A 17,563-nucleotide genomic window follows, 5' to 3' on the forward strand; every position below is an offset into this window, starting at 1 on the left:
TTCACTGCCAGCGATACTCCAGCCAACGTGCAGGAAAATGGGGGACAATAGAGAGATGGCAAACCTTTTTGGACGCTCTCGACCCCTGGATGAGGCCCGCATTGTTCCCGCTGGAGAAACAATCGGTTCTTATACTTCCTACTTGGATGCGCAGAAAGCGGTCGATTACTTAGCCGATGAGAAATTCCCCGTCCGGCACGTTTCCATTGTGGGCAACGATCTGAAAATGGTGGAACGTGTCACGGGCAAGCTCAGCTACCCCCGGGTGGCCCTCACTGGAGCCATGACAGGGGCTTGGTTTGGCTTGTTCATTGGCGTCATGCTCAGCTTCTTTGACTCAGGAAGCAATGGCGGTGCCCCGTACATCAATGTCATCACCTCAGTATTCCTCGGTGCTGCCCTGTGGATGCTTTTCGCGATCATTGGCTACGCGGCACAGCGCGGTAAGCGTGACTTCACCTCCACCAACCAGGTGTTAGCTTCCAGCTATGACGTGATTGTCACCCCCGATGTGGCCGGTGAAGCACGCCGCCTGCTGACCCAGCTACCCATGAACTCCACGGCACAGCGGCCCCACACTTTTCAGGGACAAGGCGGTTACCGTCCGCCCGTTCAGCCCCCTGCATCGACGCAGCAAGCTCCTTCCCGCCCCGAGGGTTGGCATGACCCCTATGCGCCGGCTGAGCCTGGTGCTGAGACAGCTCACGCGGGTCAGGACGCTGACGGAGCCCAGTCAGGGGCCACTCCCCGGGGCCAGTTCCATGATCTGCCGGATGGCCGCCCGCAGTACGGCATCCGGGTAGAGCCCGCGCCGGCGCCTTCTGCTCCCGAGGAGCCCAACGGGCCGCAGCAGTAGCCCCACCTGAAGTAGCCCCATCTGAGGTACGACGGCGGGAGGTCACCTTTTTGTGAAAAGGTGACCTCCCGCCGTCGTACCTTAATATGGGCGCGTACTCGATCCTCAGGGGGAGGACGCGGAGTGCAGCGGTGGCGGGCGGGGCGGGGATCGCCGCGCCAGCGCGGTGGGGAGGCGCCGTTGACTTTCCGTTATGGAATGTGCTTGACTTTCCACTATGGAAAATCAATCAGCCCGCGAGGCCCAAGAAGCACTGACCGCCATCGCCAGCGCTAGAAGCAATGCTGCGCAACGGCTTACTAGTCCGTGGTGGTATCACCCAGTGTTGGGGTTGTTGGCGGCTGTGTTTGTTGTGACATACACGACCGGTGGTACCGTGGCAATCATCGCCGTGACCGTGGTGTATTTCCTAGGCCTGGGCGTCCTCATGGGTGCATATAAAAAGAAGACCGGGATGTGGATCAACGGCCTCACGGCAGGCAAGGCCAGCTGGTGGACGCTTCCCCTGCTTGTGGTCATGGTTGGCGGCATGGCCGGTGCGTACTATTTTCACGCCGAGAAGGGGCTCGACTGGCCGGCCTGGGTGGCCGGAATCGTTGTTTTTGTTGCTGTGAATGTCTTTGGCCGGGGCTTCGACGTGGCACTGCGCAAACAGCTGCGGGAGAAGCTGTGACCGTCCAACTCAACGAGGTCATCCATGCTCCCAACCGGCTGCAGATCTGTGCGTTCCTCAGCGGCGTCAGCCAAGCTGAATTCGGCACTATCAGGGACATGCTTGGCGTGGCCGATTCCGTGACGAGCAAACACTTGAAGGTCCTAGAACATGCCGGCTACCTCACGCTGAGCAAACCAACAGGCAAGGGACGGGTCAAGACATGGGCGGCGCTGACTCCCGAAGGACAACTCGCCTACCAGGACCATGTCACGGCACTCAAGGCGCTCATCGCCGGGGTGTGAGAGCAGCGTGAGGCGGGCTCCCGGCGTCGTACTTGAAAGGCAAAAATGCCGCCGCTTGGCGCATTATGCCTCAGGAAGTCCTGCGGCAAGGTACGGCAAGCAGCGGCAAAAGTGCGCCAGGGGAGTTAGTCGGAGAGGTTCGCCATCCACTCCTCGACGTCATCCGGGGTGCGGGGCAGTGCCGCGCTGAGGTTCACGGGCCCGTTGGCGGTGATGAGGATGTCATCCTCAATGCGCACGCCGTTGCCGCGGTACTCGGCCGGGATGGCCAGATCCTCATCCTTGAAATACAAGCCAGGCTCAATGGTGAAGATCATGCCTTCGGTGATGACACCGTCAAGGTAGAGCTCTGCTCGGGCCTGGGCACAGTCGTGGACATCCAGCCCCAGGTGGTGGCTGGTGCCGTGCGGCATCCAACGGCGGTGCTGCTGGCCATCGGCTGATAGTGCCTCTTCCACAGAAACTGGCAGGAGGCCCCAGTCAGCGAGGCGGCTGGCCAAAACTTCCATGGCGGCGGTGTGAACGTCGCGGAACTTCCGTCCGGGGACGGCTACGGCGAAGGCGGCATCGGCAGCATCCAGGACGGCCTGGTAGATCTTGCGCTGGACCTCTGAGTACTTTCCGTTGATGGGCAGTGTGCGGGTGACATCCGCCGTGTAGAGGGAATCAGCCTCGACGCCGGCGTCCACCAGCAGCATGTCACCCGGTTTGACGGTGCCGGTGTTGCGGTTCCAGTGCAGCACGGTGGCGTTATTGCCGGCTGCGGCAATGGTGTCATAGCCGAGCTCGTTGCCTTCTTCGCGGGCGCGGGCGAAGAAGGCCCCTTCCACTACGCGTTCACCGCGTTGGTGGGCTACTGCGCGCGGCAGTGCCTTCACGATGTCTTCGAAACCGTTGATGGTGGCTGCTACAGCCACCTTCATCTGTTCAATCTCCCAAGCGTCCTTGATCAGGCGCAGCTCGGACAAGGCTTCCGCCAGCTTGCCGTCGAGGTCATCGAGCGCCCCGAAATCGAGGGCGTCGGGATTCGCTGCAGTGTTGTAGCGGGCCGTGTCCACCAGTGCGTCAATGTTCTCATCAACCTTGCGTACTAGGCGGATGGAGGTGCCGCCCACGCTGGTCTCACCAACATTTTTGGTGATGCCCACTTCCAACTCGGTAACGTCAGCGGTGGGCAGTCCCAATTGTGCCGCAAATTCGGCCAGGGTGGGGCGGCGGCCAATCCAGAACTCGCCGCTGCGCGAATCAGCGTAGAACGCCTTGGTGTCCCGGCCAGCCATGGGACGGAAATAGAGGGTGGCTCTGTGATTGGAGCCGTTGTCCCCTTCACCTTCTGCCACGGGATCCAGCACCAGCACGGCGTCGGGCTCATGGTCCACGCCCAGGCCGCTCAGGTGCGCGAAGGCGGAGTGCGGGCGGAAACGGTAGTCGCAGTCATTGGAGCGAACCTTTAGCGGCCCGGCCGGGATGACCAGGCGTTCGCCTGGGAATTGTAATGAAATTCCGTGGCGGCGGCGTGCGGCGTGGTCTGCCACCTCGGCGCGGGCCGGGAGTTCAGCTGATGTGGGGGCCCAGCTGGAGGCCATGAAAGTACGGAAGGCGTCCGAATCGGGGCGGTGCGAACGGTTGTTCACGCGCTCCTCAAGGGGCAGCTCGCTTGAAGGGTCGGGGTGCACGGAGGTTTGCTCTGTCTGGTTCACCCCTTAAGTCTCCCACCGCTTACGCATTGGGACAAAGGTGGGGCGAAGCGACGTACGCTTGGAGCGTGAAGATCGATTTGCACACGCACTCAAATGTTTCCGACGGTACACAGCCGCCCGCCGAATTAGTGGCCGCGGCTGCAGCGGCCCGCCTTGATGTCATGGCGTTGACGGATCATGACTCAACGGATGGCTGGGCCCCAGCGCTGCACGCCGCCAAGCTGCACGGTGTAGGGCTGATTCCAGGCATGGAAATCTCGTGCAAAACAGCTCGAGGCATCAGCGTGCACTTGCTGTGCTACCTCCAAGACCCCCTCCATCCTGGCCTACTGGAGGAGATTTCCAAGGCCAAGGTGGCCAGGCAGACTCGCGCCGAGCGCATGGTGGAGCGCCTCGCCGAGGACTACCCGCTGAATTGGGATGACGTCAGTGCCCATGTTGCCCCGGGTGCCACCGTGGGCCGGCCCCACATTGCGGACGCCTTGGTGGCGGCAGGCATTGTGTCCGACCGCAATGAGGCCTTCGCCAGCATTCTTACCTCGCACTCGAGGTACTTTGTCAGCCACTATGCCGTGGACCCGGTGCTGGCTGTGGAACTTGTCCGCGCCGCCGGGGGCGTGCCCGTTTTTGCCCATCCCGTGGCTACGGGCCGGGGCCGCGTGGTTGAACCTGAGATTTTTCATGACATGATCGACGCCGGCCTGCTGGGTTTGGAGGTTGAGCACCGGGACAATCCTCCCGAGGGACGTGCGTGGCTGCGGGTGCTTGCCCGTGAGCGCGGACTGTTTATGACAGGCTCTTCCGATTACCACGGGGCGGGAAAACCCAATCTGCTCGGCGAAAACCTCACCTCACCCGACGCACTGGAACGGCTTCTGGAGTGGGGCACAGGAACGGCGCCCTTCCTGCCATAGCCCCAATGGTTGCATCATTGTTATCCTTTGATGCTCGTAATATCCGTCATGGCGCAGACTGAGGCTGTTAGTGTGAAGCACGTTATTGGTTCGACTGGGCAATCAACACTGCTCTCGAGCCCGTTGTATTCCCGTTGCCGGCTGAACGTCAGCCGTTGAATTTCCGGTAGTGGATGCACCTTGTCGGTGCTCTGCTTTGGGCCGCCTGCGCAGATAAAACTGCTTGCCTTGGCGGCTGGTCCCGGGCGGGGAAGTGCGCCTGTTGGATCCTTCACCGGATTGCTTATGCATCTTTTTGGGCGGCGCACGCTATTTTGTGGCGGAATGCCGGTGAGTTCCGTCCTTGCGAGAGGATATGCATGGTGCCGGATGGCGCAGGACTTCACCAGCTTGGGGGCTGGACAGTAATAGGGCTTTTAGTGTTGTTTTTTGGCAGCACTTTCATGATGACTTTGTTCATTGGTCGCAAAAAAGAAAATGCAGACGGCTACATGACCGCCGGGAACAAGGTGGGGTTCGGCATTTCGGCCGGCAGTATGACGGCCACGTGGATCTGGGCGTCCTCAATGTACGCCTCAGCCACCTCCGGATACACCTATGGGATTTCAGGGCCCATCCACTACGGCCTGTGGGGGGCGTTGATGATTTTGTTCATCTACCCCTTCGGTAAGAGGATCCGGGCAGTGGCACCGAAAGCCCACACCTTGGCTGAGGTTATGTACGCACGCCACGGCAAGTCCAGCCAGCTCATGCTTGCGGGGTCCAACATTGTTGGCTCAATGGTCAGTATCACCTCCAACTTCATTGCCGGCGGGGCACTAATTTCGCTGCTTTCGCCCTTCAGTTTCACCCAGGGCATCCTGTTCATTGGTGGCGGAATCCTGCTGTACTCGCTGTGGTCCGGATTCCGTGCCTCGGTGCTCACCGATGCCATCCAGGTGTTTGCCATGCTGGGTGCTGTGGTCATCATCATCCCGGTGGTGTTCTTTGCCGCGGGTGGCACGGACATGTTGGTGACGGGGGCGTCCAAGCTGACACCGCAGCAGTCCAACTTCTTCTCCTCCGAGGCATTCCTGAACCAGGGCGCCCCGTACATTGCTGCCGTTCTGGCGTACGCCATTGGCAACCAGACCATTGCGCAGCGCCTCTTTGCCGTCCGTGAGGATCTGATCAAAAAGACCTTTATCACGGCCACCGTGGGCTACGGGGCCACGATCATTGGCATTGGCATGCTCGGTGTCATGGCCCTGTACGCTGGCGTTGCCCCGCTGGATGGGGATACGAATAACCTGATCCCGCAGATGGCGGCCACCTACCTGAGTCCCGTTTTGTTGGGCATCTTCTTGATCATGATCATCGGCGCGCTCTCCTCGACGGCGGACTCGGACCTCTCCGCCATGTCCTCGATCATGATGGCCGATATCTACGGGCAAAACATTGCCAAGAAGGGTGAAGCGAATCCCAAGACCATGCTGTTCGTAGGCCGCATCACCATGATTGTGGCCACCGGCGCGGGCCTATACTTCGCCAGCGGCAAGCTGAATATTTTGGACTTGCTGGTTTTTGTCGGTGCACTGTGGGGTGCCCTGGTGTTCCCCGTCATCGCCAGTTTCTACTGGCAAAAGGTCACCAACAAGGCGTTCACGGTCTCGGTCCTGGTGGCTTTGGCCTTCTTCCTGCCGATCCGTTTCGAATGGATACCCATGACCGGTGCCACCGGCATCATTGTTGATGTGCTCTCGGTCATTGGCATCGGTGTGGTGCTGGGCTTGATGGCCTTTGGCTTCTTTGGGCTAAAGACCGCCAAGATTGTGGCCGGTGTGGCGATGGTGGCCGCGGCACCCTTCGCCATCGGCTTCTTGCACGGCTACACAGTCTTGTCCGGTTCGCTCGTGGCCTACGCCGTCAGTACCCTTGTCTGCTACTTCATGTGCTTTAGCAACAACGCCACGTTCGACTTCGACAGCATCAAGAAGCGCATTGGCGACTTCGACGACCGCGCCGAAGCTGACCACACCGACTCCGGGTCACTTCTTGAAAAGAAAGCGTAGGGAACAGGCATGAGCGTATTTTTTCTGACCCTTTACATCCTGATCTGGCCCGTCATTGTGGCCGGGGTGCTCTATGTCCTGGGCAAAGCATTCATCCAAGAAATTCGGGCAGCCAAGCGTGAGGGCCGCCCGCTGATCTAGTCAGTGGCCGACTGATCCAGGAGCCTACTGTTTTAAGCTTAAAGAACTTTGCTCCCACAACCCGGAACGGGTGGTGGGAGCAAAGTTCTTTAAGCGGTGTTTAGTCGGGGTGCTTATTCGCCCGTAGCGGGCTTATTCACTGTCTCGCCATTGCGGCGGCGGGTCCGGGTGCGCCGTGCACGGGGAGCATCCGCAGGAGCGCCTGCCTCAACCGGAGAGCTCTGCGCCTGGGCAGGCGCTGCGGAGGATGTCCGGCGGCGGTTGCGGCCGCCGTCGTTCTTCTCGCCTGTGGGGCTCTCATCGCTTCGCTTATCCCCCGTGCGGCTCTCATCACGGCGCTTCTCACCATGGCGGGCCCCTGAGCGGTTCCCTCCACGGTTGCCTCCCCGCTCACCTTCACGGGGGCCCCGGCCCGAATCTGCCTTGGGGGAATTGCGCTTGCCTGTCTCGCCCAGATCCTCCAGAACCTCGGCGTCAATGCCGGCGTGCGTGCGCTTATCGCGCGGCAGACGGCCCTTGGTGCCCACCGGAATATCCAGATCCGTGTACAGGTGCGGGGAGGAGGAGTACGTTTCTATGGGTTCGGGTACGCTCAGGCCCAGGGCCTTGTTGATGAGCGCCCAGCGGGGCATATCATCCCAGTCCACAAACGTCACGGCCGTACCCTTGTTACCGGCGCGGCCCGTACGGCCCACACGGTGCAGGTAAATCTTCTCGTCTTCAACGCACTGGTAGTTGACCACGTGCGTGACATCATCAACGTCAATGCCGCGGGCAGCAACATCTGTGGCAACAAGAACATCCACCTTGTTGTTGCGGAAGGCACGCAGGGCCTGTTCGCGGGCACCCTGGCCCAGATCGCCGTGAATGGCAGCGGCGGCGAAGCCGCGGTCAACGAGTTCCTCGGCAACCTTCGCGGCGGTGCGCTTGGTCTTGGTGAAGATGATGGAACGGCCGCGGCCGTTGGCCTGCAGGATCCGGGCCAGGACCTCGATCTTGTCTAGGTTGTGGGCGCGGTAGATGAGCTGGCGGATATCGCGCTTGGTCAGGCCCTCGTCATCCGGATCAGCCGCACGGATGTGCGTGGGCTGGGTCATGTAGCGCCGGGCCATGGCCACTACAGGGCCGGGCATGGTGGCCGAGAACAACATGGTCTGGCGGACCGCCGGAGTGCCGGCAATCAGCGTTTCAACATCCGGTAGGAAGCCCAGATCCAGCATTTCGTCGGCCTCATCCAAGATGACCATGCGAACGTGCTTGACGTTCAGGTGGCGTTGCTTGAGCAGATCGATCAAACGGCCGGGGGTGCCAACAACAAGTTCCACACCCTTCTGCAGGGCTTCGACCTGGGGTTCGTACGCACGGCCGCCGTAAATGGTGGCGATACGAATGCCACGGTGCTTGGACGCTGTGGTGAGGTCGCCGGCAACCTGGACAGCCAGTTCACGCGTGGGCACAATGATCATGGCTTGGGGTGCGCCCGGGGCTGCCAGCTTTTCAAAGCCCTCATCCTTGGGAGCCACAATGCGGTTAAGAGCGGGGATGCCGAAGCCCAGCGTCTTGCCGGTACCTGTCTTGGCCTGGCCAATGATGTCATGGCCCGTCAAGGCGATGGGCAGTGTCATGGCCTGGATGGGGAAGGGGTGGGTGATCCCGGCTTCCGTGAGGGAGGAAACAATCTCGTGGTGCACGCCAAAACTGGCGAACGTTTCCTTTTCTTCCTGGCGTGCCGGCTCGTTACTGCTGAGCGTGCCGTCAATTTCAACTTTTTCGTTGCTGTCCTCTGCTTGCAGCAGGGAATCTGTTTCAATGCTCAAATGCTTACCATTCAATTCGTCTATACAAGGTGCCGCCAACCGGGCTCAACGCGGGCACAAGAGGCCTCACGGAACCGCAGAACAGCGGCACTACCTTAGGGGAAGCCGATCGCGGGCTTGCAAATTCGTGCCGTCCCAAAGCCAGAAAGGCGGGTATGGGAACAGCTGATAAGACGCGCGTAGGGGCGGGCTTGTTGAAACAAATACTAATAATCAACGACCGGGCATCCATGTCTACACCCTCAGTCTAGCCTTACCACTTGAAAAAATTTGCTGCCCAGGCTCATATGACAGGGGTGGCGGCTTGTGCAAGAACGAACTTCACCTTCCGGGTGGCGATGTCCACGGACTCCAGTTTGACCCTAACTACCGAACCCGGCTCCAGATCACCTTCACAATATGCACTCACGGCCGGCACCGTGATCTGGATAAAGGAGCGGGCTGCGGCTGCTTTGGTGGTGTGCCCGTTCTTCTTGGGCCCGGCAAGTACCACGGCGTCAAACTCGCCTCCCACCTGATGGCTGAGCAGTGCGGCCTCCACTGTGTCAATGGCTGCCTTGTCCACCTTGTTGGCCAGCTGATTCGAGGCGGCCATGATCTCTGGAAGTTCGTCCAGTGCGGCAGTAGCCCATTCCGGAACGGCCTCATTGGCGCAGAGAGCGGCACAAATGGCCAGTACAAAACGGTCCACCAGCCGGCGCAGCGGCGCGGTGGTGTGGGCGTAGGGTGCCGCAACGGCCGCCTGTAAAATCTGTTCCGGGACGGTTCCGTTGAACGGGGTGTAGCTGGCGCCCCTGAACAGTGTGGTGGCGGCGTGCATCAACGCGAGATGCTTCGGATCTGCCGTATCCAGCGTGCGTAAGTACGCCCCATAAGCCATGTCATGACCCCACGGTTTGCCCAACGCGAGACTCTGACGGCGGAACGCTGCAATGGCTTCCGCGTCAGGGGCCGGCATGGTGCGCAATATGCCCACCTTGCCCTCAATCATGACCTGGGCCGCAGCCATCCCTGTGAGTAGTGAAATTTGCGCGTTCCAGTCCTCGATGGGCAGGTTGGGGCGGAACTCAAGCACGTACTTGCCCTCAACTAACTCAACTTCTTGTGCCGGTACGTTCAGGCTGGCACCACCGCGGGCCCGTTCCAACGCGATGCGTTTTGTCCCAATCTCAGCCAAAAGCGCCAAGATGCCAGCCACAGCGGATGGCCCGGTTCCGGCGTCGTACATCTCCTGAGCTTGCTCATAACCAAGCTTGGCAATACTTTGCACAGTGGCGCGCTGGACCGAACAGCTGGTCTGGGAACCATCCGCTGCGAGTTGGATTTCCCAGACGTAAGCCGAGCGCGGATCATTGGCGAAGAGGCTCGCGGCGCCCTCGCTCAGGCGCAGCGGGTGCAGCGGGATGCGCTGGCCGGGGGTGTAAATGGTTTGGCCGCGGCGGCGTGTCTCGGTATCCAGCGGACCGCCAGCGGGGACAAAGGAGGGCACATCAGCAATGGCGTAATAGACCACGTAGCCGTCACCGCTGCGCGCCAGATACATGGCTTGGTCCAGGTCCAAGGACGTGGGCGGATCAATGGTGATGAAGGGCAAAGCGGTCAGATCCGGTGCGGGCAATTGGTGGCCGGTGATGACCGTTTCAACCTCCGCCAGCACCTCCGGGCCAAATCCGTCCGGCAGTCTGAATTCCTCGCTCAAGGCGGCTAGGGCTTGGGCAAGGGAGGCTTGCGCGGCGCTGCGTCTAACGCCAATGTAGGAGTACGGCACTATTTCAGCGTAAACGATTCCCCGCCGGAACGAGCGCGGCGCGGCACGGACTACGCTGGTGTCTATGAGTATTTCAGCGTCCGAGCCTGACGATTGTGTTTCCGCGGGTGAACTGAGCGCCCGCTATGACAACTTTGTGGTGGATTTGCTGGGCAGCATCGCCTATGGCGAACTCTCAGCCTTTGAGCGGTTGGCTACTGATGCCCGTCACTCCCCGTCGCTCTCCGATAGGGCGGTTCTGGGGAAAATGGCTGTTGCAGAATTTGGCCACTATGAGGCCATGTGCGCCCGGCTGGTGGAAATGGGCATGGACCCGGAACTGGCCATGGCTCCTTATCAGCGCATGGTTGATTCTTTTCACGAACGGACCCGGCCCGCGGACTGGCATGAATCCTTGATGAAGGCCTATGTGGTGGAGGCCATCACGGAAGAGTTTTACGCGGCTATAGCCGAGCGTCTGGATGAGTCCACCCGTGAGGCCGTAGCCAAGGTGCGCACCAGCGATGAGCAGTTGCAGGAACTGACCACCTTGTTGAAGAAGATGCTGGCCCAGGACCCCCGGTTGTCCTCCCGTCTGGCGTTGTGGGGGCGCCGCCTGGTGGGGGAGGCTCTGACGCAGGTACAGCGGATCGGCGCCAAGCACAGCTTCTTGATGGGGTTGCGAGCTGATGCCACGCAAGAGCAGGCCGCGGCCGACATTGCCACCATTTTGAGTACGCTGACCCGCAACCACTCCAGGCGGATGAGCCAGCTGGGCCTGACCGCGTAGCTTCGCGGCTCTACGCGTGTGCCCGTGAATCGATCCGTGAGATAAGGCTGCACTGACGTCCCAAAGCAGCCTTATCTCACGGATCGATTGTGCGCAGCACATATTTCAGCGCTTCCATGGCTCCCATCGCCAAATCTCACTCCTGGAGGACGTCGCGCTCAATGCGCGCCACGGTCTCCAACGCACTTTCCTCCGCTGTGATGCGCCGTTCGGCGATTCCCTCGAGCGGATCCCAGCCCCGGTACCAGCTGCGCATCTGTTTCTCCCCGAAGTCCATTTGCTTCCCCGGGCGTGTGGCGTGCCGGTGCAGCGTCTCAGCCAGGCTCAGGTCCCAGGCGTAAAACAGGCATCGGCCAGAATGTCCGCCGCACAGGCGGTGCAGGACGCAGCTGTATTTTCGCGGGTTCAGCATGCCCTCCACAATGACAGTACGCCCGTGTGCCAGCGCCAGCGCGGCCGACTGCTCCAACAACTCCACGCTCAGCGGCGAATAGTTGCCACTTTCACCCAGCACGGTGCGCTTGAGGTAATCCTGTTCAATCCACACCGCACCCAGTTCCCGTTGCAGCGCGCGGGCCACGGTGCTCTTGCCAGAGCCGGAATTGCCGCGCAGCACAATGAGTGTGGACATGACTCAATCCAAGCACGTTCGACGGCGGATGGCGCCTGCCGCAGCCAGCTCGCCGCCGGGCTGGTACTGCCGCAGCCAGCTCGCCGCCGGGCTGGTACTGCCGCCGGGCGCCTTTGCGTTATTCGTCCGAGGTGCGTTTGAAAACAAGCATGAGGGCGCGCATGCCCAGCACAAACCCGCGGAACAGCAGGACGAAGCCGAAGAAACCGTAAAGGTTGATGCCCTCAGTGAGGGCAGGCCCGCCGTTGTTGGTTATCAGCAAGATGGCGCCCAGCACTGCGGATCCTGCCAGCACTGCAACAATGAGCTGCTGGAACAGGCCGGTGAGGAAGCGGCGGTCGGAGGGGTCGTTCAAGACGCGCACGCTCATCCAGATTCTCGGGCCGGTCCAGCAGTTCGATCACGGCGTCCGTGGCCCCGGCGGCGTTGTGCTTATCAATGGCGTAGAGCATCATGCCCAGCGCGGTCTGTGTGGCTGGGTCCAGCCTGCCCACGGAGCCGAAGTCCAACAGCCCCAGTGTGCCTTCGGGGGTGATGAAAATGTTGCCGGGGTGTAAGTCTGCGTGGAAGACGCCGTCGGAAATGATCTGCTCCAGCGTGGCGCCCAGTAGGGTCTGCGCCAGGGCCGTGCGCTCGCCGCCGGAGATCTCAGTTAGTAGTGTGCCGGCGGAACTGACGGGGCTCCCTGGCAGCTGTTCCATGACCAGCAGCCGCTCGCTGGAGAGCTGATGACAGGCGTGCGGGACAGTGACGGAGAACTTGCCCGAGTGTGCCAGCGACGCCTCAATGCTGCGCATGTTATTCAGCTCGATCCGGTAATCGAGCTCCTCCTCGAGCGAATCGGCAAAGCCACGGGCCAGCGCCAGCACACCCAGCGACTTGCCCCACGGCGTGGTGGTGTTCAGCCAGCGGGCCAGGCGCAAGATGATGTCCGTGTCCAGGGTGACCTGATCCGGGGCGTTGGGCTTTAAGCACGACGTCGGACCCGTCCAGCAAGGTGGCCTGGTGCACCTGTGCGACCGAGGCTGCGGCCAGCGGCACCGGGTTCACGTAGGAGAAGACCGCCGGCAGTGGCTGGCCCAGACTCTTTTCAATGGCTGGTTCAATGAATTCCCACGGGGCAGGGGAGGCGTCACTTTACAACAGTTCTAGTTCCTTGATGAACGCTTCCGGCAAAAGGTCACGCCGGGTGGAGAGCATCTGACCAAGCTTGACGAACGCGACCCCTGCTTCGTCCAAGGCATGGCGCAGGGCCCGGGCCGTTTTCGCCTCTTGGCCGAACCCGTCGTCCCGGCCGAAGCCGCGCAGCCGTGAACCGAGCCCTTGCTGCACCGCGATGGAGATGACCTCGCCCATACCGCCGGGTGCGCCGCCGTCGTGCCTTCGCATCAGTGAAAAAATGCCCGAGGGATGGCAATGTGCCGGTGGGGAAGGCCGCCTCGATGAACACGAGCACAGCCACACCCACGGCAAAAATCCAGCACACGGCTAGGACCAGCAGAAGCAGCGCCACCAGGGGTGAGGCATCCAGCCCGGTGGTGTTGGTATCGGTGCACGCCCACCACGCGCCGGACCACAGTGGCGGCCAGCCATGACTGCAACGCTAAAAACAGGACCGCGGCAATGCTCAGCAGCACGATCAACAATACATCCAGGGCGGCCATCAGCCACGGCTCCGCCCGCGCCTAGCGCCTAGTGGCGCCGGCAGCCCCTAGCGCCTAGCGGGGGCCGCCCGCCCGCCCGGCAGACCGCGGCAGCAGCGTCACCGCGGCAACTACGGCGAGGCCGATCAGTACTGCCAAGGCGCCGGCCATCGCGGTCCAGCCGAACTGCTGGAAAACCAACCCCGCGCTCCAACCCACCACGCTGGAGCCGGCGTAATAGCTCAGGTTGTACAGCGATGAGGCCTGCGCCCGGCCCATGAGCGCCAAGGCGCCAGTCCACCCCGAGGCGATGCTGTGGGCACCAAAGAACCCGGCCGTGAAGAGGACCAGCCCCACCAGAATGACGGGGATCGGGGCCGCCAACGTCATGGCCAATCCGGCGGCCATGACCCCGGCGGATACCAAGAGCACGGCCCGCCGGCCCCAGCGGGCGGCCACGCCGGCCACCATGCGCGAGGACACCGTCCCGGCCAGGTACGCCAGAAACAGTAGCGCCACGGCCGACGCCGGGAACAAGTACGGAGGCGCTTCGAGCCGGAACCCCAAGTAGTTGTACACGCTGACAAAGGAGCCCATCAGCAGGAATGCCTGGGCGTAGAGCGCCAACAGTGAAGTGCTGCGCAATTGTGGCAGGAGCTTGCCCAGCACGGAGCCAAACCCTTCCCTCGGGGACGGCACAAACCCCCTGGGCTTGGGTGCCAATAGCAGAAACGCCACGGCGGCGGCCGCTGCACAGAGGGAGACGGCGAGCGTGCCTATCCGCCAGCCGGCGAGGTCGGCGACGGGCCCTGCCAGCAGGCGGCCAAAAAGCCCGCCCAGCGTTGTCCCGGCAACGTAGGCCCCGGCGGCGGCAGCAGCGTTGGAGCGGCTGACTTCCTCCGTCAGGTAGGCGATGGCCAGGGCCGGTATGCCGCCCAGGGCTGCGCCTTCCAGCGCTCGCAGGAGGAGCAGGATTTCAAAGTTCGGGGCCGCCGGGACCAGCAGGCCAAACACAGTGGCCAGAATAACGGCAAAGCCCATGGTGCGGATCCGGCCCCAGTGATCGGCGGCGAAGGACCACGGCAGGACGGCCACGGCCAGCCCGATCGTTGCCATGGAAACCGTCAGCGAGGCCTGCGCCGCTGTGACTCCTAGATCCCGTGAAACAAGGGGCAGCAGGCCCTGCAATGAATACAGTTGAGCGAATGTCGCCACCCCGGCACATGCCAGCGCGGCCAGTACCCGGCGGTACCCGGTGCTGCCCCGCCGGTGGCCGTCCCATGGCATGACAGTGCTTGCAACATTCACAACTCCAACCGTAGAACGCGCACCCCGCAGCACCAAACGGCGCTGCCTGAGCAGTGATACGCTTATGTTTCGAATCTTTGTTCTAGGCGGTGGTGTTGTGTTTGGTATGGACGTGCCCGCACCCAGACATCAGAGCGCCGAACCCACAGGCTTCGCCTCGCCCGCCCGCGACTACTTCGACGGCGGGATCGACCTCAACCGCCACCTGATTCGTGACCGCACCAGCACATTCCTCATGCGTGTGGCTGGCGATTCCATGGCCGGTGCCGGCATTGCCAGCGGCGATGAGATTATCGTGGACCGGGCGCTCACCCCGCGTGACGGCTCCGTGGTGGTGGTGGTTGTGGAGGGTGAATTGCTCATCCGCCGCCTTTCCATGCACGACGGCGTGACCTCCTTGCTCACCGCGCCCGCCACTGCTCCGTCCCCGGCTGCTGCGGAGGTGCTTTTCCTGACTGGCGAGGCTGCCGTGTGGGGCGTTGTCACCCGGTGCCTGCACCACGTCTAGGCGCAGCTAGGGCGGCAGGCCTGGGTTGGCAATCGGAGAAGGGAAGGGCTACAGGCATGAGATGGAGTAACTGCGTTCGATGCCTGCCGTTGCCTGGGCTCATTCGCTGGGCCCATAAGATGGCTTGATGGGGAGAACTCTGGGGCGAGAGCAAAAAGTCGGGAAACTGGGGAAACCCGGGAAACCACTGTACGTGGAAGCGCATATCCGGGCCTCCATGGAGCGTGTGTGGGAGCTGAGTCAGAACCCGGAGAAACATCCGCGCTGGGACCTGCGGTTCTCCCGCATCATTCCCCTAGACCAGGACGAGCAGGGACAGGTCCGGTTCCGCTACGAATTCCTGCTGCCCTTCCATGCGATCAGAGGTACGGGGACTTCCCTCGGCCACCGGCACCGTGCGGATGGCCAAGCCACCTCGGTGCTGAAGTTTGACACCGCCGACTCGCTTTCACCCATCGGCCCGGGTTCAGGCTACTGGCGCTACATCCCCACCAGCTGCGGGCTCCGCTTCGTCACCGGCTACAACTACAGGCCCGGGATGGGCCTCGTCGGGAAAGCCGTGGATGTGCGTCTCATCCGTCCGGCGCTCGGCTGGGCTACGGCCATCAGCTTTGACCGCCTCCGGCTGTGGGCCGAGACGGATCTGGATCCGCGCACTGCCCGCAACCGCTGGTTCCTTGACGCGGGTGTCCGTGCAGGCGGGGTACTTGCCGGCGCCGGCTTGTTGGTCCGGGCAGTGCAGAAGCAAGAAGCGGGCTTGGGAGCGCTGGGTGCCGGGGCTGCCGTTGCCGCTCTTCTGTTTCCAAGGCATTGGTCCGTCCCGCGGGCTGGGCGTTGCCTGCGCCGCGCACCTGATGAACAGGCAGCACGTGCCCTTGCTGCTCTCGCAGACTTACAAGAACCCGAACAATCAAACACCAGGACCGGCCGGCAGGGATAGGAAAGCTCGTGGCATCAATTTTTGAAACTGCCTTGGGCGAAGACTTTCAACGGCTGCACCCCATGATGCAAAAGCGCTTCGGTGTGGGTGTTGAAGCCGGCTATGGCTGCGTGGGGACGGGAGTCTTCACGCAGGTGCGGCGCGGTGCCTGGTGGACGGTACCATTTCTGCGTTTGGGTGCCTTCCGCAACATCTTGTTCCCTGACCACGGAAATAACATCCCGTTCACGGTGGAGAACTATCCTTACGTTGATGGTTTTGGCCGTCCCACCGTGACCTTTGTCCGGACCTTGGACATGCCCAGCGCCAGGGCAGAGAAGGCGAAGAAGCGCCGCTTTGACGCCACCATGGTGTACAGCAAAGCGCGTGGAACCATTGTGGACTATCTCGGCACTCACCAGCATCTAGCCACGGATCTTGTCCTAAAAGTTCTTGATGATGGCTCCCTGCACCTGCAAACCACTGGCCAGCGTTTTTATGAGGGACCCGTGGCCTTCAACTTTCCGCGGATTGGCACCGGCACGGCGGACCTCTACGAAGGTTATGACGAGGCACGTGGGGTGTTCACCGTCCAGATGCAGGTACGCAACCCCTACTTTGGTTTCCTCTTCGGATATAAGGGCGAGTTCAGCTGCGAATTCCCGGCCATGGTGGGAAAAGCGGTGCCTAGCCATCTCAAACCGGTACGGGAAGAAGTCCGCGAGTAACTCATGTCCCCTTGCGGGCCGGTCCTGTCATCAGATTCTTCTTGGCTCCCAGATGGGTATATCAGCCCAACGGGCTAAGCTAACGGGATGTCTACCGTTGGCGCTCCTGACCCCATGCAGATCCATCCAATCGCGGGGCAGGACCGAGTGGTTTTCCTCAAACCGCTGATTCAGAACCCACTGATTGAGGTTGGGGAGTACAGCTACTATGACGATCCTCCGCATTCCGCTGAATTTGAGACCAGGAACGTCACCCATCACTACGGTCCAGAGAAGCTGGTGCTCGGGAAGTTCTGCGCCATTGCCTCCGGCACCATGTTCGTCATGAATGGTGCGAACCACCGCATGAACGGAGTATCCACCTATCCGTTCCCCATCATGGGCGGGGCGTGGGGCGAACACCGTGATCTGATCACAGATCTACCCTCCCGTGGGGACACAATAGTTGGCAACGATGTCTGGATCGGCGCGAACGCAACGATCATGCCAGGGGTGCGGATCGGCCATGGTGCCGTGATTTCCACAGAAGCTGTGGTTACTAAGGACGTGCCTGACTACGCAATTGTAGGAGGAAACCCGGCCACGATTATCAGGCGCAGGTACCAAGAACAGGACATCCGAACCCTCGTTGAGCTTGCCTGGTGGAACTGGCCACTACCGAAAATTACTGAGAACCTCCGTGCCATTGCGGACGGATCAGTAGCCGCACTCAGCGCTATAGCGGCATCGATCGACAGCTGATCAGGCCAGTCCACAGCCTTTTGATGGGGGCCACTGGAAGGCTCTGCCTCACCTCGATACCCTGCGGCTCCACGTTATTACTTCCCCTACCGGAATATTCCCATAACGGGTA

Annotated in this window: 18 protein-coding genes and 1 pseudogene; 11 read left to right on the forward strand and 8 right to left on the reverse strand. The window is 61.6% G+C overall.

Features of this window, described 5'->3' with window-relative positions; genetic code table 11:
* Nucleotides 1-55: 55 nt before the first annotated feature.
* The 3 genes from ABIB48_RS15675 (at nt 56) to ABIB48_RS15685 (ending at nt 1,813) form a co-directional block, all read left to right on the forward strand.
* Entirely contained in the window at nt 56-856 is an 801-nt protein-coding gene (locus tag ABIB48_RS15675) for a YflT domain-containing protein (RefSeq protein WP_110107210.1), read from the forward strand.
* Between the two features lie 217 nt (nt 857-1,073).
* Complete coding sequence (locus ABIB48_RS15680) at nt 1,074-1,529, forward strand: hypothetical protein (protein ID WP_354213571.1); 456 nt, start codon at nt 1,074-1,076, stop codon at nt 1,527-1,529.
* On the forward strand, nt 1,526-1,813 hold the full coding sequence (locus ABIB48_RS15685; RefSeq protein WP_110107208.1) for a transcriptional regulator: 288 nt from the start codon (nt 1,526-1,528) through the stop codon (nt 1,811-1,813). Before ABIB48_RS15680 ends, ABIB48_RS15685 begins: the two co-directional genes overlap by 4 nt.
* 125 nt (nt 1,814-1,938) lie before the next feature.
* On the opposite strand, the gene ABIB48_RS15690 is transcribed toward ABIB48_RS15685, so the two are convergent.
* Nucleotides 1,939-3,513, reverse strand: a complete 1,575-nt coding sequence (locus tag ABIB48_RS15690; protein WP_354213572.1) for an aminopeptidase P family protein — start codon at nt 3,511-3,513, stop codon at nt 1,939-1,941.
* A 65-nt stretch (nt 3,514-3,578) separates the two neighbouring features.
* Here ABIB48_RS15690 and ABIB48_RS15695 point away from each other — a divergent pair, with 65 nt between their 5' ends.
* The 3 genes from ABIB48_RS15695 (at nt 3,579) to ABIB48_RS15705 (ending at nt 6,619) form a co-directional block, all read left to right on the forward strand.
* Nucleotides 3,579-4,427: a PHP domain-containing protein gene (locus ABIB48_RS15695; protein WP_110107207.1), complete on the forward strand. Its 849-nt coding sequence runs from the start codon at nt 3,579-3,581 to the stop codon at nt 4,425-4,427.
* 359 nt (nt 4,428-4,786) lie between these two features.
* On the forward strand, nt 4,787-6,478 hold the full coding sequence (locus ABIB48_RS15700) for a sodium:solute symporter family protein (protein WP_110107206.1): 1,692 nt from the start codon (nt 4,787-4,789) through the stop codon (nt 6,476-6,478).
* A gap of 9 nt (nt 6,479-6,487) precedes the next feature.
* Nucleotides 6,488-6,619, forward strand: coding sequence for a putative transporter small subunit (locus ABIB48_RS15705; RefSeq protein WP_211315159.1), 132 nt, complete (start codon nt 6,488-6,490; stop codon nt 6,617-6,619).
* A gap of 113 nt (nt 6,620-6,732) precedes the next feature.
* On the opposite strand, the gene ABIB48_RS15710 is transcribed toward ABIB48_RS15705, so the two are convergent.
* Nucleotides 6,733-8,379 (reverse strand): DEAD/DEAH box helicase, encoded by a 1,647-nt coding sequence (locus ABIB48_RS15710; RefSeq protein ID WP_396334190.1) that lies wholly within the window; start codon nt 8,377-8,379, stop codon nt 6,733-6,735.
* 340 nt (nt 8,380-8,719) lie between these two features.
* Nucleotides 8,720-10,204 (reverse strand): RNB domain-containing ribonuclease, encoded by a 1,485-nt coding sequence (locus tag ABIB48_RS15715; protein ID WP_354213573.1) that lies wholly within the window; start codon nt 10,202-10,204, stop codon nt 8,720-8,722.
* A gap of 64 nt (nt 10,205-10,268) precedes the next feature.
* Between ABIB48_RS15715 and ABIB48_RS15720 the strand changes: the two genes are divergently transcribed.
* Nucleotides 10,269-10,973 (forward strand): ferritin-like fold-containing protein, encoded by a 705-nt coding sequence (locus ABIB48_RS15720; RefSeq protein ID WP_110107203.1) that lies wholly within the window; start codon nt 10,269-10,271, stop codon nt 10,971-10,973.
* 136 nt (nt 10,974-11,109) lie between these two features.
* Here ABIB48_RS15720 and ABIB48_RS15725 read toward each other — a convergent pair whose 3' ends face one another.
* The 5 genes and pseudogenes from ABIB48_RS15725 to ABIB48_RS15745 form a co-directional block, all read right to left on the reverse strand.
* Nucleotides 11,110-11,604 (reverse strand): AAA family ATPase, encoded by a 495-nt coding sequence (locus ABIB48_RS15725; protein ID WP_354213574.1) that lies wholly within the window; start codon nt 11,602-11,604, stop codon nt 11,110-11,112.
* Between the two features lie 118 nt (nt 11,605-11,722).
* Nucleotides 11,723-11,866 (reverse strand): hypothetical protein, encoded by a 144-nt coding sequence (locus ABIB48_RS15730; RefSeq protein ID WP_354213575.1) that lies wholly within the window; start codon nt 11,864-11,866, stop codon nt 11,723-11,725.
* Nucleotides 11,829-12,711, reverse strand: a pseudogene (locus ABIB48_RS15735) (AarF/ABC1/UbiB kinase family protein). The gene ABIB48_RS15730 and the pseudogene ABIB48_RS15735 overlap by 38 nt, the downstream one beginning before the upstream one ends.
* Nucleotides 12,712-12,741: 30 nt before the next feature.
* Entirely contained in the window at nt 12,742-12,993 is a 252-nt protein-coding gene (locus tag ABIB48_RS15740; RefSeq protein WP_354213576.1) for a hypothetical protein, read from the reverse strand.
* A gap of 329 nt (nt 12,994-13,322) precedes the next feature.
* Nucleotides 13,323-14,534 (reverse strand): MFS transporter, encoded by a 1,212-nt coding sequence (locus ABIB48_RS15745; RefSeq protein WP_354213593.1) that lies wholly within the window; start codon nt 14,532-14,534, stop codon nt 13,323-13,325.
* A gap of 127 nt (nt 14,535-14,661) precedes the next feature.
* On the opposite strand from ABIB48_RS15745, the gene ABIB48_RS15750 reads away from it, so the two are divergent.
* The 4 genes from ABIB48_RS15750 (at nt 14,662) to ABIB48_RS15765 (ending at nt 17,451) form a co-directional block, all read left to right on the forward strand.
* Nucleotides 14,662-15,063: a LexA family protein gene (locus tag ABIB48_RS15750; RefSeq protein WP_110107278.1), complete on the forward strand. Its 402-nt coding sequence runs from the start codon at nt 14,662-14,664 to the stop codon at nt 15,061-15,063.
* A 193-nt stretch (nt 15,064-15,256) separates the two neighbouring features.
* Nucleotides 15,257-16,003, forward strand: a complete 747-nt coding sequence (locus tag ABIB48_RS15755; RefSeq protein WP_354213577.1) for an SRPBCC family protein — start codon at nt 15,257-15,259, stop codon at nt 16,001-16,003.
* Nucleotides 16,004-16,011: 8 nt separating this feature from the next.
* Nucleotides 16,012-16,710, forward strand: coding sequence for a DUF4166 domain-containing protein (locus ABIB48_RS15760; protein WP_110107200.1), 699 nt, complete (start codon nt 16,012-16,014; stop codon nt 16,708-16,710).
* A gap of 87 nt (nt 16,711-16,797) precedes the next feature.
* Nucleotides 16,798-17,451, forward strand: coding sequence for a CatB-related O-acetyltransferase (locus ABIB48_RS15765; protein ID WP_354213578.1), 654 nt, complete (start codon nt 16,798-16,800; stop codon nt 17,449-17,451).
* Nucleotides 17,452-17,563: the final 112 nt, after the last annotated feature.

Source organism: Arthrobacter sp. UYCu511 (genome assembly GCF_040547105.1).
GTDB classification, from domain to species: domain Bacteria; phylum Actinomycetota; class Actinomycetes; order Actinomycetales; family Micrococcaceae; genus Specibacter; species Specibacter psychrochitiniphilus.